Annotated in this window: 17 protein-coding genes; 8 read left to right on the plus strand and 9 right to left on the minus strand. The window is 55.9% G+C overall.

Going from position 1 to position 16691, the window contains the following annotated elements:
- Positions 1 to 35 precede the first annotated feature (35 nt).
- The 4 genes from LBF07_RS10955 (at position 36) to fpr (ending at position 4418) form a co-directional block, all read left to right on the plus strand.
- A complete protein-coding gene (locus LBF07_RS10955) occupies positions 36 to 881 on the plus strand; it encodes an MIP/aquaporin family protein (protein WP_087822921.1) in 846 nt (281 codons plus the stop codon).
- A 21-nt stretch (positions 882 to 902) separates the two neighbouring features.
- On the plus strand, positions 903 to 2411 hold the full coding sequence (glpK, locus tag LBF07_RS10960; RefSeq protein WP_023309688.1) for a glycerol kinase GlpK: 1509 nt from the start codon (positions 903 to 905) through the stop codon (positions 2409 to 2411).
- 153 nt (positions 2412 to 2564) lie between these two features.
- Complete coding sequence (gene glpX / locus LBF07_RS10965) at positions 2565 to 3575, plus strand: class II fructose-bisphosphatase (RefSeq protein WP_094935290.1); 1011 nt, start codon at positions 2565 to 2567, stop codon at positions 3573 to 3575.
- 96 nt (positions 3576 to 3671) lie between these two features.
- Positions 3672 to 4418, plus strand: a complete 747-nt coding sequence (gene fpr, locus LBF07_RS10970; RefSeq protein ID WP_029739198.1) for a ferredoxin--NADP(+) reductase — start codon at positions 3672 to 3674, stop codon at positions 4416 to 4418.
- Here the strand turns inward: fpr and LBF07_RS10975 are convergent, their stop codons facing one another.
- Entirely contained in the window at positions 4419 to 4838 is a 420-nt protein-coding gene (locus LBF07_RS10975) for a DUF805 domain-containing protein (RefSeq protein ID WP_023293600.1), read from the minus strand. It lies immediately after the preceding gene.
- A gap of 112 nt (positions 4839 to 4950) precedes the next feature.
- Between LBF07_RS10975 and LBF07_RS10980 the strand changes: the two genes are divergently transcribed.
- Both LBF07_RS10980 and tpiA read left to right on the plus strand, forming a co-directional pair.
- Entirely contained in the window at positions 4951 to 5547 is a 597-nt protein-coding gene (locus LBF07_RS10980; RefSeq protein WP_023309692.1) for a DUF1454 family protein, read from the plus strand.
- A gap of 111 nt (positions 5548 to 5658) precedes the next feature.
- Positions 5659 to 6426: a triose-phosphate isomerase gene (gene tpiA, locus LBF07_RS10985; protein ID WP_014172206.1), complete on the plus strand. Its 768-nt coding sequence runs from the start codon at positions 5659 to 5661 to the stop codon at positions 6424 to 6426.
- Positions 6427 to 6525: 99 nt separating this feature from the next.
- Here tpiA and LBF07_RS10990 read toward each other — a convergent pair whose 3' ends face one another.
- The 6 genes from LBF07_RS10990 to cpxP form a co-directional block, all read right to left on the minus strand.
- Positions 6526 to 7830 (minus strand): SLC13 family permease, encoded by a 1305-nt coding sequence (locus LBF07_RS10990; RefSeq protein ID WP_039264211.1) that lies wholly within the window; start codon positions 7828 to 7830, stop codon positions 6526 to 6528.
- A 73-nt stretch (positions 7831 to 7903) separates the two neighbouring features.
- Positions 7904 to 8647: a CDP-diacylglycerol diphosphatase gene (locus LBF07_RS10995; protein WP_058841956.1), complete on the minus strand. Its 744-nt coding sequence runs from the start codon at positions 8645 to 8647 to the stop codon at positions 7904 to 7906.
- A gap of 107 nt (positions 8648 to 8754) precedes the next feature.
- Positions 8755 to 9744 carry a sulfate ABC transporter substrate-binding protein gene (locus LBF07_RS11000; protein WP_023309695.1) on the minus strand — a complete coding sequence of 330 codons (990 nt, stop codon included), beginning with the start codon at positions 9742 to 9744 and terminating at the stop codon, positions 8755 to 8757.
- A gap of 236 nt (positions 9745 to 9980) precedes the next feature.
- Entirely contained in the window at positions 9981 to 10943 is a 963-nt protein-coding gene (gene pfkA, locus LBF07_RS11005; protein WP_023309696.1) for a 6-phosphofructokinase, read from the minus strand.
- A 174-nt stretch (positions 10944 to 11117) separates the two neighbouring features.
- Positions 11118 to 12011 carry a CDF family cation-efflux transporter FieF gene (fieF, locus tag LBF07_RS11010; protein ID WP_023309697.1) on the minus strand — a complete coding sequence of 298 codons (894 nt, stop codon included), beginning with the start codon at positions 12009 to 12011 and terminating at the stop codon, positions 11118 to 11120.
- Positions 12012 to 12163: 152 nt separating this feature from the next.
- Positions 12164 to 12670 (minus strand): cell-envelope stress modulator CpxP, encoded by a 507-nt coding sequence (gene cpxP / locus LBF07_RS11015; RefSeq protein ID WP_032662714.1) that lies wholly within the window; start codon positions 12668 to 12670, stop codon positions 12164 to 12166.
- A gap of 150 nt (positions 12671 to 12820) precedes the next feature.
- Here cpxP and cpxR point away from each other — a divergent pair, with 150 nt between their 5' ends.
- Positions 12821 to 13519, plus strand: a complete 699-nt coding sequence (gene cpxR / locus LBF07_RS11020; protein ID WP_006179159.1) for an envelope stress response regulator transcription factor CpxR — start codon at positions 12821 to 12823, stop codon at positions 13517 to 13519.
- Positions 13516 to 14889, plus strand: a complete 1374-nt coding sequence (gene cpxA / locus LBF07_RS11025) for an envelope stress sensor histidine kinase CpxA (protein WP_023309731.1) — start codon at positions 13516 to 13518, stop codon at positions 14887 to 14889. Before cpxR ends, cpxA begins: the two co-directional genes overlap by 4 nt.
- A gap of 53 nt (positions 14890 to 14942) precedes the next feature.
- On the opposite strand, the gene yiiM is transcribed toward cpxA, so the two are convergent.
- Together yiiM and sodA are read right to left on the minus strand one after the other, a co-directional pair.
- Positions 14943 to 15617 carry a 6-hydroxyaminopurine reductase gene (gene yiiM / locus LBF07_RS11030; RefSeq protein WP_064673063.1) on the minus strand — a complete coding sequence of 225 codons (675 nt, stop codon included), beginning with the start codon at positions 15615 to 15617 and terminating at the stop codon, positions 14943 to 14945.
- Between the two features lie 195 nt (positions 15618 to 15812).
- The gene (gene sodA / locus LBF07_RS11035; protein WP_004203668.1) at positions 15813 to 16433 is read right to left on the minus strand and encodes a superoxide dismutase [Mn]; all 621 of its coding nucleotides are present in this window, start codon (positions 16431 to 16433) and stop codon (positions 15813 to 15815) included.
- Positions 16434 to 16691: the final 258 nt, after the last annotated feature.

Below are 16691 nucleotides of genomic sequence, written 5' to 3' on the forward strand. Positions count from 1 at the left end.
TAACAATAAACATCAATTTCTTCAGGATTCCGATTATGAGTCAGACATCAACCTTAAAAGGCCAGTGCATTGCCGAGTTCCTTGGTACCGGGTTGTTGATATTCTTCGGAGTGGGCTGTGTCGCTGCACTGAAAGTGGCGGGTGCCAGTTTTGGTCAGTGGGAAATCAGTATCATCTGGGGTCTGGGCGTGGCGATGGCCATCTACCTGACTGCAGGGGTTTCTGGTGCACATCTTAACCCGGCGGTGACAATCGCACTGTGGCTGTTCGCGTGCTTCGACGGACGCAAAGTTGTTCCTTTCATTCTTTCTCAGTTTGCCGGCGCGTTTTGCGCAGCGGCGTTAGTTTACGGGCTTTATTACAATCTTTTCATCGACTTCGAACAGACGCATCATATGGTACGCGGCAGCGTCGAAAGTCTGGATCTGGCAGGCATCTTCTCAACCTACCCTAACCCGCATATCAATTTTGTGCAGGCGTTCGCAGTTGAAATGGTGATTACCGCTATTCTGATGGGCGTTATCCTGGCGCTGACCGACGACGGAAACGGCATTCCGCGCGGCCCGCTGGCACCCCTGCTGATTGGTTTGCTGATTGCGGTGATTGGTGCATCCATGGGCCCGCTGACCGGATTCGCGATGAACCCGGCACGTGATATCGGACCAAAAACCTTCGCCTTTATCGCTGGCTGGGGCGACGTCGCCTTCACCGGTGGCAAAGACATTCCTTACTTCCTGGTACCGCTGTTTGCGCCGGTTGTCGGGGCTGCGCTGGGTGCGTTTAGCTACCGCAAATTAATTGGTCGCCACTTACCGTGCGACACCTGTGTGGAAGAGGAGAAGGAAACGACTTCTACCGCACAACAAAAAGCTTCGCTGTAATCTGACTACGGGACACATACCATGACCGAAAAAAAATATATCGTTGCGCTCGACCAGGGCACTACCAGCTCCCGCGCTGTCGTAATGGATCATGACGCGAACATCGTCAGCGTGTCACAGCGCGAATTTGAGCAAATTTATCCTCGTCCAGGCTGGGTAGAACATGACCCAATGGAGATTTGGGCGTCACAAAGCTCCACGCTGGTCGAAGTGCTGGCGAAAGCCGATATCAGTTCCGACGAGATTGCCGCGATTGGTATTACCAACCAGCGTGAAACGACGATTGTCTGGGAACGTGAAACCGGTAAGCCCATTTACAACGCTATCGTCTGGCAGTGCCGCCGTACATCCGAGATCTGCGAACAGCTGAAGCGCGACGGTATGGAAGAGTATGTGCGCAGCGCCACCGGTCTGGTGGTTGACCCGTATTTCTCCGGCACCAAAGTGAAATGGATCCTCGACCACGTAGAAGGTTCACGCGAGCGTGCTAAACGCGGCGAGCTGCTGTTCGGTACCGTCGATACCTGGCTTATCTGGAAGATGACCCAGGGACGCGTTCACGTGACCGACTACACCAACGCCTCGCGTACCATGCTGTTCAACATCAACACCCTTGAGTGGGATGACAAGATGCTGGACGCGCTGGACATTCCGCGCGCGATGCTTCCTGAAGTGCGTAAGTCTTCAGAAGTATACGGCCAGACCAACATCGGCGGTAAAGGCGGCACCCGTATTCCTATCGCCGGTATCGCCGGCGACCAGCAGGCGGCGCTGTTCGGCCAGCTGTGCGTCAAGGAAGGGATGGCGAAGAACACCTACGGCACCGGCTGCTTTATGCTGATGAACACCGGCGAGAAGGCGGTGAAATCAGAAAACGGCCTGCTGACCACCATCGCCTGCGGCCCGCGCGGCGAAGTGAACTATGCGCTGGAAGGTGCGGTGTTCATGGCGGGTGCATCCATTCAGTGGCTGCGCGACGAGATGAAGCTGATCAGCGATGCGTTCGACTCCGAGTACTTCGCGACCAAAGTGAAAGACACCAACGGCGTGTACGTGGTGCCTGCGTTCACCGGTCTGGGCGCACCGTACTGGGACCCGTATGCACGCGGCGCAATTTTCGGCCTGACGCGCGGTGTGAACTCTAACCACATTATTCGCGCTACTCTCGAATCCATCGCCTACCAGACGCGCGACGTGCTGGAAGCGATGCAGGCTGACTCCGGCATTCGTCTGCACGCCCTGCGCGTGGACGGCGGTGCGGTAGCGAATAACTTCCTGATGCAGTTCCAGTCCGACATTCTGGGCACCCGCGTTGAACGCCCTGAAGTGCGTGAAGTCACGGCGCTGGGCGCGGCATACCTTGCCGGTCTGGCGGTAGGCTTCTGGCAGAACCTGGACGAGCTGCAGGAAAAAGCGGTTATCGAACGCGAATTCCGTCCGGGCATCGAAACCACCGAGCGTAACTTCCGCTACAGCGGCTGGAAAAAAGCGGTGAAACGCGCCCTGGCGTGGGAAGAGCACGAAGAGTAATTCCCCTCACCCCGGCCCTCTCCCCAAAGGGGAGAGGGTGTTTTAAGTCCCCTCGCCCCTTTGGGGAGAGGGGCTCCAACCGCACCGGCCCCCTCACCCCTCCCCACTCTGTGATAAACTTCGTGCAATTCCTTTTGATTGCACGAGTACCTCATGAAACGTGAACTTGCTATCGAGTTTTCCCTCGTCACCGAAGCGGCCGCACTTGCAGGCTATAAATGGCTGGGCCGTGGCGACAAAAATACCGCAGACGGCGCAGCCGTCCATGCCATGCGTATTGTACTTAACCAGGTCAACATTGACGGCACCATCGTGATCGGCGAAGGCGAGATCGACGAAGCGCCGATGCTCTACATCGGTGAAAAAGTCGGTACCGGCAAAGGCGATGCCGTGGATATCGCGGTTGACCCGATCGAAGGCACCCGCATGACGGCGATGGGTCAGGCCAATGCGTTAGCGGTGCTGGCCGTGGGCGATAAGGGTTGCTTCCTCAACGCGCCGGATATGTACATGGAAAAGCTGATTGTCGGTCCTGGCGCAAAAGGCGCAATCGACCTTAGCCTGCCGCTGGAAGAGAACCTGCACAACATCGCCAAAGCCCTGGGCAAACCCCTTAGCGAACTCACCGTCACCATTCTGGCGAAACCGCGCCACGACGCCACTATCGCGCAAATGCAAAAGCTCGGCGTGCGCGTGTTTGCTATCCCTGACGGTGACGTTGCCGCCTCGATCCTGACCTGCATGCCGGACAGCGAAGTCGACGTGCTGTACGGCATCGGTGGCGCGCCGGAAGGTGTGGTCTCCGCGGCAGTGATCCGCGCGCTGGATGGCGATATGCAGGCCCGTCTACTGCCCCGCCATGAGGTGAAAGGCGACAGCGAAGAGAACCGCCGTATCGGGGAAAACGAGCTGGCGCGCTGCGAAGCGATGGGCATCGAGGCCAATAAAGTGCTGGCTCTGGACGAGATGGCGCGTAGCGATAACGTTGTCTTCTCGGCGACCGGCATCACCAAAGGCGATCTGCTGGACGGCATCACCCGCAAGGGCAATATGGCCACCACTGAAACACTGCTGATTCGCGGTAAATCACGCACCATTCGCCGCATCCAGTCTATCCACTATCTCGACCGCAAAGACCCGGACGTGCAGACGCACATTCTGTAAAACCGTTTGATCGATAGAGCTTTCCGGCCCTGACGGGCTGGAAATTATCACCACAAGTACGGAAGATAGAACAGAGAAACAGCACAGGAGAAGATCATGGCGGACTGGGTAACAGGTAAAGTCACAAAGGTACAGTTCTGGACCGATGCGCTATTTAGTCTCACCGTACATGCTCCCGTTCACCCGTTTAAAGCCGGGCAATTTGCGAAGCTGGGACTGGATGTCGACGGCGAGCGCGTGCAGCGCGCCTACTCTTACGTTAACGCACCTGATAACCCGGATCTCGAGTTCTATCTGGTCACCGTTCCTGACGGTAAGCTCAGCCCGCGCCTTGCCGCTCTTAAGCCCGGCGACGAGGTGCAAATTGTGAGTGAAGCGGCAGGCTTCTTTGTGCTCGAAGAGATCCCTGACTGTGACACGCTCTGGATGCTGGCAACCGGTACGGCCATCGGCCCTTATCTCTCTATTTTGCAGTACGGCAAAGATCTGGAGCGCTTTAAAAACATCGTGCTGGTTCACGCTGCGCGCTACGCCGCAGACCTGAGCTATTTGCCGCAAATGCAGGCGCTGGAGCAGCAGTACGGCGGAAAGCTAAAGATTCAGACGGTGGTCAGCCGCGAAACCGTAGCAGGAGCGCTTACCGGCCGCGTGCCGGCGTTAATTGAGAGTGGAGCCCTGGAAGATGCGGTGGGTTTGCCGCTGAACGCTGAAACCAGCCACGTCATGCTGTGCGGCAACCCGCAGATGGTACGTGACACGCAGCAGCTTCTGAAGGATACCCGGCAGATGACGAAACATCTTCGCCGCCGACCGGGCCATATGACCGCCGAACACTACTGGTGATCAGCGGTATTTCACCTCAACGGTATCTTTACCGTATTTGTTTTCGCTCTGGGTGCCAATAAACGCGCCCAGATCGACAATCATCATCACGAAGATGACCGACGGCAGCAGCCTGCCCACAACCCACGGCAGGATGGACGGCAGCATCGCCCAGTTTCCCGCCACCAGCATCCACGCCAGAATAATCAGAAATGCCCACGCGCCGGAACGCCCGCGATCGTGCAGCCGTTTTACGACAACCGCCGCCGTTGGCCATAGCAGGCAGACCAGCGCGAAGGCCGCCGTTTGCGTGCTCAGCCAGGCGTTGTAAGCCACGAAAAACAGAAGCAGCATGGCGACAACCCACGTCACCATCCAGATCCAGAAATCACGGCGTCCAATACGCCCTTTGAATGAAAACAGCCACTGCTGTATGGTCATGTAAGGTTCCTTATTATCGTATAGCGCGTATTTTACCCTGGAGTTGTGACCTTTTGACAAGCCGACCAGATATCGTTTTAATCATGAGCACTTACGGCCAGGGGCAATGTTGATGAAAAGTTCGGCACGTTCTCTTTTCCTGTGTTTAGCGCTGCTCAGCGCGGGTTATCCCCTGCACGCCGCCGAAACCACAGCCCCGACCACAGCACCCTATCTGCTGGCGGGCGCACCGTCCTTCGATCAGTCCATCAGCCAGTTTCGTGAAACCTTTAATCAGACCAACCCCACGCTGCCGCTGGATGAGTTTCGCGCCATTGATGGCTCACGCGATACCCCCACATTGACCCGTGCGGCAAGCAAGATTAACGAGAATTTGTATGCTTCCACGGCGCTGGAGCGCGGTACGTTAAAAATCAAAAGCATGCAAATCACCTGGCTGCCGATACAGGGGCCAGAGCAGAAAGCCGCTAAGGCGAAAGCGCTGGAGTACATGAGCGCGGTACTGCAGGCCTTTACCCCTGCGCTGACGAAAAAGCAAAGCCAGCAAAAGCTGCAAAAACTCCTTACCGCCGGGAAAAACAAGCGTTATTACGCCGATACCGAAGGCGCGATCCGCTATGTTGTGGCGGACAACGGCGAAAAAGGACTGACCTTCGCTGTTGAACCGATTAAGCTGGCACTATCTGACACCCTCGGCGGGGCGAATTAATGACAAAAAGCAAAGCCTTTCGAGGGAAAATCTCTATACTGATTCACAGACCATGCTGCCCGACAGGGTGGCCATATTCCTTAATTCGCTTATTTAGCGTGGAGAATTGAAATGCGACATCCTTTAGTGATGGGTAACTGGAAACTGAACGGCAGCCGCCACATGGTAAACGAACTGGTTGCGAACCTGCGTAAAGAGCTGGCTGGCGTGACGGGCTGCGCGGTTGCTATCGCTCCGCCGGATATGTACCTGGATCTGGCTAAACACGCCGCTGACGGCAGCCACATCATTCTGGGCGCGCAGAACGTTGACGTTAACCTGTCTGGCGCGTTCACCGGTGAAACCTCCGCTGAAATGCTGAAAGATATCGGCGCGAAATACATCATCATCGGCCACTCCGAGCGTCGCACCTATCACAAAGAATCCGACGAGTTCATCGCGAAGAAATTTGCCGTGCTGAAAGAGCAGGGTCTGATCCCGGTTCTGTGCATCGGTGAAACCGAAGCGGAAAACGAAGCGGGCAAAACCGAAGAAGTGTGCGCACGTCAGATCGACGCAGTGCTGAAAACCCAGGGCGCGGCAGCGTTCGAAGGCGCAGTAATCGCATACGAGCCAGTCTGGGCGATCGGTACCGGCAAATCTGCAACCCCTGCGCAGGCTCAGGCGGTTCACAAATTCATTCGTGACCACATTGCTAAAGCCGACGCGAAGGTCGCTGAGCAAGTGATTATCCAGTACGGCGGTTCCGTAAACGCCTCCAACGCTGCTGAGCTGTTCACCCAGCCAGACATCGATGGCGCGCTGGTTGGCGGTGCATCCCTGAAAGCTGACGCTTTCGCGGTGATCGTTAAGGCAGCAGAAGCGGCTAAACAGGCGTAATTGCCTTTGTGGCGGGTGGCGCTTGCGCTTACCCGCCGCTCTTCTCCTCCCTCTCCCTTAGGGAGAGGGGTGGGGTGAGGGGAAACCGCTCGCACCGAACTACACTTTCCCCAGCAAACTAAACCACAGATAATCCAGCGGCAGCAGTACCAGATACGTTGCGATAGCCAGCGCCAGACAGAGCACCATCCCCGCCCTTGCAGGCACCTTCCCGAGCCCCATTGCTACCACAATCGGCGACGCCTGATACGGCAGCAGCGGCGTGGAATAGCCCAGCACCTGAATCATGATCACCGACAGCAGCGGGAAACCGGTCGCGTCCGAGAAGCTCTGCGCCAGCGTGGTGTAAAGCGCCGGCACGCCGTTGGCGGTCATAATGAAGTTGAGCGCCGTGGTAATACCGGTAAGCGCCAGGAAGCTGGTGAACGGTCTGTCTGCATCCAGCGGCATAATGCGAAGCAATGCCTCGCCCACGGCCGTTCCGATACCGGTTTGCGTCACCACGATCGCAAGCCCAAGAATGCCCGCAACGTAAATACAGGTACGCATATTCACCCCCGCAGAAAACTCTTCCCCGGTAATGAACCCAATGCGCGGCAGCATAACGATGACCGACGCCGCCAGCCCCGTCCACGCGGGCCCTACGCCGTGCCAGCTCTCCGTGACCCACATCCCCAGCACCACCGCCAGCAGCCAGGCAAGACGCTTTTCATCCCGCCCCATAGGATCAGACGGCGCCTGTTCCTTCGGCGGTTTTGGGCTGCCGGGAAATAGCCAGCAGATGAGGCCAATCAGAATCAGGCCTTTGAGGATACCGAGCACCGGCGTGTGCAGCAGCAGATACGGGACATAGTTCAGATGGATGCCGTACGAGCCTTCCGCCGCACCGCTCATCACCAGGTTAGGGACGTTAGCAGGCAGGATCGTCGCCGAAAGCTGGAAAGTCCCGAACCCCACCGCCAGCGCCAGCCCGAACCAGGCGCGGGAGCCGTCGGCGATACCGGCGCGTTTTGCCATCGCCGCGACAATCGGCATCAGCAGCGCAATACGTCCCATGTTCGACGGCATCACAAACGCCAGCGCGTAGCTCAGCAGCACCACGCTCGCCACCATCAACACCCAGGAGTCGGTGAGCTTTGCCGACAGCGCCCGGGCGGCCCTGTCCGCCAGTCCGGTTTTACGGATCGCCACGCCGAGCACAAAGCCGCTGAATACCAGCCAGAAAGCCGACGAGGCAAAACCGCCGAAGATGACCTCCGGCGGGGCGATTCTGGCGGTCATCGCCGCCGTGAAGAACAGCAGCGCGGTGATAAATTCCGGCAATAGCGACGTCGCCCACAGCACGATGGTGACGCCAACGATCAGTGAGGGCAGCAGCAAAGGATACGTTAACCAGAGCGACATACCTGTCTCCTGTAGAATTTTTCAGCAAGTCTACGGTGACAGGCAGCCCGAGTAAACGCGATTTATGGTGGGGTTACTTCAGGATAGTGCATTGATGATCCTGCAGTTCCTCCGCGGACGCGCGGTTAAACGTGAGCAGGTTACGCTCGGTCGCCAGCAAAACAAAAGAGCCGTCCGACTGCTGCGCCATCGCCAGGGCAAAGCGCCCCATATGGTCGCGCGCTTCCGGCAACTCTTCAGCCAGCATCATAAACGGGCTGCGCTGGACCAGTTCATTCTCCGTCACGCGGCGAGCAAGATATTCATGTCCTTCCAGCCCCCCCGGAAGAGGCAGCCACTGGGTGCTGATTTCTCCCTGTGCCGCGTTGAGCTTCTCGCGCACGTCCGGGCGCAGGCAGGAGATATGAATATGGAAATGGTTCTGCGTACGCCCTGTCGGGGAGTTAATCGTCAGCGAAATGGCGCTGTCAGGCACCTCGGATCCACGCTTCAGGGTCATAAAGCTGCGCGACTGCCACGCCAGCCAGAAAAAGTTCGGCGTATGAGCTTCGGTCAGCAGCGGGCTCTCGGTGCCGTTGATGCGATATGTCGGCATCAGCAGGTATTGCAGCGGCCCGTTGCGATCTTTAAATACCACATAGCCTGCATCCGTTTTCACCTGCGCACACGGTGCCGGGTTACGGTTCTGGATCTGATTCGGCACGCACTGGTCGAGAACGATATGTCGCAACGCATTCGGATTACCCGCCTTCATCCAGTACACACCGCCAGCGGCAAGGGCGATGACAATGAGGAGCAATAAGATAATTTTTTTCACAACGCGTTCCCTGTTTTCAGTAGAGGCAAAAGAGTAACGCAAAATGATGACCAAATAAAAAACCCGGCGGATTTCTCACGCCGGGTCACCGTTTCACAGGCTAATGGTTAGCGCTGGCTAATTTGGTCGAAAGTACCGCCATTGGAGAAGTGCTCTTTCTGCGCTTTGGTCCAGCCGCCGAACACATCGTCAATAGTGAATAGCTTCAGTTTTGGGAACTCCCCTTCGTATTTCTTGGCGACCGCCGCATCGCGTGGACGATAGAAGTTTTTCGCCGCAATTTCCTGGCCTTCTGGCGAGTACAGATACTTCAGGTAGGCTTCCGCCACCGCTTTGGTATCTTTCTTCTCAACCACTTTATCGACCACGGAGACGGTCGGCTCAGCCAGAATCGATTCGCTCGGGGTCACGATCTCAAATTTGTCTTTGCCCAGCTCGTGGGTGGCCAGCAGGGCTTCGTTTTCCCATGCGATCAGCACGTCGCCAATCCCGCGCTCGACGAAGGTGTTGGTGGCGCCACGCGCGCCGGAGTCCAGCACCTCAACGTTTTTATACAGCGCCTTCACGAATTCCTGCGCTTTGGCCTGGTCGCCATTGTTGTGATGCAGTGCATAGCCCCATGCGCCCAGGTAGTTCCAGCGAGCGCCGCCGGAGCTTTTCGGGTTCGGGGTAATCACAGAAACGCCCGGTTTGATCAGGTCGTTCCAGTCTTTAATTTGTTTCGGGTTTCCTTTACGCACCAGGAAGACGATGGTCGAGGTGTAGGGTGCGGAGTTATCCGGCAGGCGTTTGATCCAGTTTTTGTCGATGCGGCCGCGCTCGGCGATCGCGTCGACATCGTAGGCCAACGCCAGGGTCACCACGTCGGCTTCAATACCGTTTATCACGGACGTCGCCTGCTTGCCGGAGCCGCCATGCGACTGACGAACCACCACGTTGTCGCCGGTTTCCTGTTTCCAGTGTGCCGCAAACGCTTTGTTGTATTGCTCGTACAGTTCACGCGTCGGGTCGTATGACACGTTCAGTAACTGGATATCCTTAGCCAGAACGCTGGTCGATGCCAGCAATAATGTTAAACCCACGCCCCATTTATTCATCGCCCAGCTCTCTTGTGTAGTGTTTTGATGAATGCAGCGTGCCAGAAAGCAAATCGAGGATTAAAGAATAAAAAAAGATTGGCTATAACGTAGTGGAATAAAAGAAGTGGATGAACGGCCTGATGCCCTCGCCCTGACCCTCTCCCACGGGAGAGGGAGCAACCATAAAAAACGGTAACCCAGGGGTTACCGTTTTGCATTTACCTTGCCGCCACCCGGCACAAAACAAACGCCGATCAGTACAGTTTTTTCGCGCAGTCCAGCCAGTCACCTTTGAACGGACGCTTCATGTTTTCAATCGCGTCGATGATGTCGTGGTGAACCAGTTTTTCGTTCTGAATACCGACGCAGCGGCCGCCGTGACCCTGCAGCAGCAGATCGATAGCGTACGCGCCCATACGGGACGCCAGAATACGGTCGTAAGGGCCTGGGGAACCGCCGCGCTGGATGTGACCCAGTACGGTCGCGCGGGTTTCGCGTTTGGTTTCGGCTTCGATGTACTTCGCCAGCTCGTCAACGTCACAGATGTGCTCGGTGATAGCCACGATCGCGTGTTTTTTACCTTTCGCGATGCCCGCTTTGATTTCAGCCACCAGATCTTCACGGCTAAATTCGACTTCCGGCACGACGATAAATTCACAACCGCCCGCAATGGCTGCCGCCAGCGTCAGGTCGCCGCAGTAACGGCCCATCACTTCAACGATAGAGATACGCTGGTGAGAAGAAGAGGTGTCACGCAGACGGTCAATCGCTTCAACAACGGTACCCAGTGCAGTAAAGAAGCCGATCGTGTAGTCAGTACCTTTGATGTCGTTGTCGATGGTGCCCGGCAGACCGATGCACGGGAAGCCCATTTCGGTCAGACGTTTTGCACCCATGTAGGAGCCGTCACCACCGATAACCACCAGGGCGTCCAGGCCGCGTTTCTTCATGTTTTCGATAGCCACTTCACGAACGTGTTCATCACGGAATTCCGGGAAGCGCGCGGAACCGAGGAAAGTACCGCCACGGTTGATCATGTCAGACACGCTGTAACGGTCGAGCTGAACCATACGATCTTCATACAGGCCCAGATAACCGTCATAAACGCCAAAAACTTCCAGGCCTTCCGTCAGCGCTGCACGGACAACACCACGAATTGCCGCGTTCATGCCCGGCGCATCACCGCCGCTTGTCAACACACCGATTTTCTTAATCATGACTACCTCTGAACTTAGGAATGCAAAATTGAAATCTGTTGCCGGAAGAAACTTATCGACCAACGAATACTGCAAATAGTATATCAATCCCTTCCAGCTGAATTGATTCAGGTCAGACCAAACGGCGGTAATTTATACACAAAATGCTGGCCTGGCTCACTTTTTTACAACGAATTACGAAAGCCCAACATGACCGGGTACAACCGAGCAGGGATCCTGGTGAATGATGACGTCTGAACCAGGAAAACGCTGCAAAATCGCCTGCTCGACCTGCTCAGCAATAACGTGAGCCTGAACCAGTGGCAGGTTGTCTTCCATTTCAATATGAATCTGAATAAAGCGGGTCGGCCCTGACTGCCGCGTTCGAAGATCGTGTGCACCGCTGACGCCGGGCCAGGAGGTCACGATAGAAAAAATTTCATTACGTTCTGAGTCCGGGAGGGCGCGGTCAAGCAGTGATTGCACCGCTTCATACCCCATCCGCAGGGCGCTATATAAAATATAGATACCAATCCCTAACGCAAATAACGCATCGGCGCGATGCCAGCCATACCAGGCCAGACCGAGCGCAATAAGAATAGCCCCATTCATCATAACATCAGATTGATAATGAAGCATATCCGCCCGTACAGCCTGACTTTGCGTTTTGCGAACAACCCAGCGCTGGAACGTTACCAGAACAAGTGTGCATATAAGCGCAACGATCGTCACAACTACGCCCACGCCGGGATCGTTCATCGGTGTCGGCGAAACGAGATGCTGAATGCCGGTTAAAAACAGGAACAGCGCAGAGCCGGAAATGAACATACTTTGCGCCAGCGCGGCCAGCGACTCCGCTTTACCGTGCCCAAATGTGTGCTCTTCATCCGCTGGCTGCAGCGAGTAACGCACCACCAGCAGGTTGGTCAACGAGGCGGCAATGTCCATCAGCGAGTCCACGAGCGCCGCCAGAATACTGACCGAGCCGGTATACCACCAGGCAAAGATTTTAATCAGTAACAGGCTGGAGGCCATGACGGTCGCCGCAATGGCGGCCCGGCTTACCAGTCTTCCATAGGATTGATTCATAAACGCTCCTGTCATGTCATGCCGCTAGTATAACGGAAGCATGGGGAGTCTAAGGATGAATAAACGGTTAACAGCGCGGATGCGGGGCAAAAAAAACCCCCACATCATGTGGGGGAAGACAGGGATGGTGTCTATGGCAAGGAAAACAGGGTTTACTGGTTACTACGGGTACTGCTATTGCTACTGAAAAACGTCGTTTCTGAGCTTCGCTGCATCCGTGCAACCTCGCGCAGCTGGTCCATTCGCTGCTGATGTCTGGCATTCAAAACCGCTTGCTGCTCGGGCGTTAGCAGATGGAACATCTGGTTGCGGACCTTCGCCATCTCTACCTGGCGGGCAACCTGTTCCTGTGCCATTTTTTCGGCCTGAGCGCGCACAGCGCTTTCGTCAAAATTTTCTGCGGTGACAAGGCGATGCATTGTCTCCATTTCGCTAACATTAACAGGGGGCTGGTCGTGTCGTGCCCTCTGCATCAGATCTCGCATCTGTTGACGCTGATGTTCGGTTAAACTTATGCCGTCAAACATATGGCTTTGGCTGCTGTTCTGCGTTGCGCCCTCTTGTAAGGGACTGTTATCGCTGATGATAGCTTCAGCAGCCTGGCTAAACGCACTGAACGCCAGCGTTGAGGCCATGACGGCAGCGGTAACTTTGCGCATCACTTGCTCCCAAAATCTTTCGTGTCGCGATTCAACGAGAGACAGTCTACGATTCAGGCTGCAAACATGCGTCAGGGGGTGTAAAACAACGTAAAGTCATGGATTAGACAGCCTTGATGTCGTAATTTCTGCCTCGGAGGTATTTAAACAATGAATAAAATCCTGTTAGTTGATGATGACCGAGAGCTCACATCCCTTTTAAAGGAGTTGCTCGACATGGAAGGTTTCAACGTCCTGGTTGCCCATGATGGCGAGCAGGCGCTGAGTCTCCTTGACGACAGCATCGATTTACTTTTGCTCGACGTGATGATGCCGAAGAAAAACGGTATTGATACGTTGAAAGAGCTTCGCCAGACACACCAGACTCCCGTTATTATGCTGACCGCGCGCGGCAGCGAACTTGACCGCGTACTCGGCCTTGAGCTGGGCGCGGATGACTATTTACCCAAGCCGTTTAACGACCGTGAACTGGTTGCCCGTATTCGCGCTATCCTGCGTCGTTCCCACTGGAGCGAACAGCAGCAAAATACCGACAACAGCTCACCTACTCTTGAAGTCGACTCCCTGAGCCTGAACCCGGGCCGTCAGGAAGCAAGCTTTGATGGCCAGACGCTGGAACTGACCGGCACGGAGTTCACCCTGCTGTATCTGCTGGCGCAGCACCTCGGCCAGGTGGTTTCGCGTGAACATCTAAGCCAGGAAGTGCTGGGCAAACGCCTCACCCCGTTTGACCGCGCCATCGACATGCACATCTCTAACCTGCGCCGTAAGCTGCCGGAGCGTAAAGACGGTCACCCATGGTTTAAAACCCTGCGTGGTCGCGGTTATCTGATGGTTTCCGCTTCATGATAGGAAGCTTAACCGCCCGCATCTTCGCCATCTTCTGGCTGACGCTGGCACTGGTTTTAATGCTCGTTTTGATGTTGCCAAAACTCGACTCACGCCAGATGACGGAGCTTCTCGACAGCGAGCAACGTCAGGGCGTGATGATCGAGCAGCACGTGGAAGCCGAGCTGGCAAACGATCCGCCAAACGATTTAATGTGGTGGCGCAGGCTGTTTCGCGCTATCGACAAGTGGGCGCCGCCCGGACAACGCCTGCTGCTGGTGACCAGCGAAGGCCGCGTGATTGGGGCCGATCGCAATGAAATGCAGATCATCCGCAACTTTATTGGCCAGGCGGATAATGCCGATCATCCTCAGAAGAAGAAATATGGCCGCGTAGAGATGGTGGGGCCTTTCTCCGTCAGGGACGGAGAGGATAATTATCAGCTCTACCTGATCCGTCCGGCGAGCAACTCCCAGTCTGATTTTATCAACCTGCTGTTTGACCGCCCTCTCCTGCTGCTGATTGTCACCATGCTGGTCAGCTCACCGCTGCTGTTATGGCTGGCGTGGAGCCTGGCAAAACCGGCGCGTAAGCTGAAGAATGCCGCCGATGAGGTGGCGCAGGGTAACCTGCGACAACACCCTGAACTGGAAGCAGGTCCGCAGGAGTTCCTTGCCGCCGGAACCAGTTTTAACCAGATGGTGAGCGCCCTCGATCGTATGATGACCGCACAGCAACGTCTGCTGTCGGATATCTCGCACGAGCTGCGTACCCCGCTTACGCGCTTGCAGCTTGGCACCGCGCTGCTGCGCCGCCGCAGCGGTGAGAGCAAAGAGCTGGAGCGTATTGAAACGGAAGCGCACCGCCTGGACAGCATGATCAACGACCTGCTGGTGATGTCGCGCAATCAGCAGAAAAACGCGCTGGTTAGCGAAACGGTGAAAGCCAATCACCTCTGGCACGAGGTGCTGGACAACGCGGCGTTCGAAGCGGAACAGATGGGTAAATCCTTTACCGTCAACTTCCCGCCGGGCCCGTGGCCGCTGTACGGTAACCCCAACACGCTGGAAAGCGCGCTGGAGAACATCGTGCGTAACGCTCTTCGCTACTCGCATACGAAGATTGAGGTGGCGTTCTCGGTGGATAAAGACGGGATCACCGTCATTGTCGATGATGACGGCCCAGGCGTGAGCCCGGAAGACCGCGAGCAGATTTTCCGTCCGTTCTATCGTACCGATGAGGCGCGCGACCGGGAATCGGGCGGCACGGGACTGGGTCTGGCGATTGTTGAAACCGCTATGCAGCAGCACCGCGGCTGGGTGAAAGCCGACGATAGCCCGCTGGGTGGGCTACGGTTAACGCTGTGGCTACCGTTGTATAAGCGTTCGTAGCTGTTAGTGCCGGGTGGCGGCTTCGCCTTACCCGGCCTACTTTTTGCGGAGGACTATTTTCCCCACAATCTCCGCGAATTATCCTCGATCTTGCTGCTTAAACGCCGCTTCTGCATCGTTCTTGTCCAGCTGATGGATAACCCCGCGGCCGACAGCAGGCGGTGATACTGTTCGTCGTCAAACGGCATATGCCAGGCAATGGCGCAGGCGTCATAAACAGACACATCGCTCAGGCGCGACGCCAGCTCAAGCGGCGCGTCCGCTGAAACCTGCCCAGCCAGCACCACGCGATACAGCCAGCCGGTTTTACCCGCTTTTTGCAGCTGGGCCGACATATCCTGAATACCGAAGTGGTAGTTGAGCTTGAAGCACGGCGAGCGTGGCTGCGTCACCTGAATCAGGGCATCGCCCCAGCGGTAGATATCACCGATAAATACGTTCTTTTCGGTGAGCCCTTCGGTGGAGAGATTCTCGCCAAACGCGGGGGCAACAAAGAGGTCCGTCTGCTCGGGAAACTCGGTTTTCCAGTGCTGATAGTGTTCACGCGGGTAGTGGCACAGCGCGCGATCGGGCCCGCCGTGGATTTTCTTTTCGGCCTGCTCGTCACCCGCAAGCCCGAGGTCGGTTAACGTCAACTCACCGTCGACCTGAATTTTGGCGATGGCACTCGGGCGGCTGCCGTCGTACTCCCTTACCTTGCCTGTAAACACGTTCACCGGGTAATGCATTGCTGCTCCTTTATATGCCCTAAATAATTCGAGTTGCAGGAAGGCGGCAAGAGAGTGAATCCCCAGGAGCTTACTCAAGTAAGTGACTGGGGTGAGCGAACGCAGCCAACGCACCTGCAACTTGAAGTATGACGGGTATACAGATACAAAAAAAGCGAGTCATAAGACTCGCTTCTCACAGGCGTCAATGCAACCTTATTTTTTAGCGGCGAAACGCGCTGCTGCTTCGTCCCAGTTCACCACGTCCCAGAAGGCTTTGATGTAGTCCGGACGACGGTTCTGGAATTTCAGGTAGTAAGCGTGTTCCCACACGTCCAGACCCAGGATTGGGAAGCCGGATGCGCCAGAAATCGCTTCACCCATCAGCGGGGAGTCCTGGTTAGCAGTAGAAACCACCGCCAGCTTGTCGCCTTTCAGAACCAGCCACGCCCAGCCAGAGCCGAAACGGGTTGCAGCGGCTTTTTCGAATTCCGCTTTGAAGTTGTCAACGGAACCGAAGTCGCGCTCGATAGCCGCTTTCAGGTCGCCCTGCAGGGTGGTACCGGTTTTCAGGCCTTTCCAGAACAGGCTGTGGTTAGCGTGGCCGCCAGCGTTGTTACGCAGAACGGTTTTCTTGTCCGCTGGCAGCTGGTCCAGCTTGGTGATCAGCTCTTCAGCAGACAGGTTAGCGAACTCTGGCAGGCTTTCCAGCGCGGCGTTCGCGTTGTTCACATAGGTCTGGTGGTGTTTAGTGTGATGGATTTCCATCGTCTGCTTGTCGAAATGCGGTTCCAGTGCGTCGTAGGCATACGGCAGGGATGGCAGTGTATAACTCATAATCCTCTCCATTATTGTCGGGCGGCACAGCTGTTAATGCCGCGTAAGCAGTTGGTTCATTATAGTTAATTAAATGATATTGAAAATGATTATCAATGCCGTAGTTTTTATAAGGTTATTCGTTTTTCGATTAATCGCGAAATTGTGAGTCTGCTCACGCGGTTAACGTGCTGATTGCCATCCAGAACACATCTGCGGCAACCTTCTGAAGGTCCCCAAACCGCCTAATTTTTACACTCCTCAAGTCGGTGGGAAGCC

Source organism: Enterobacter cloacae complex sp. ECL352, assembly GCF_020149545.1.
GTDB lineage: Bacteria > Pseudomonadota > Gammaproteobacteria > Enterobacterales > Enterobacteriaceae > Enterobacter > Enterobacter asburiae_B.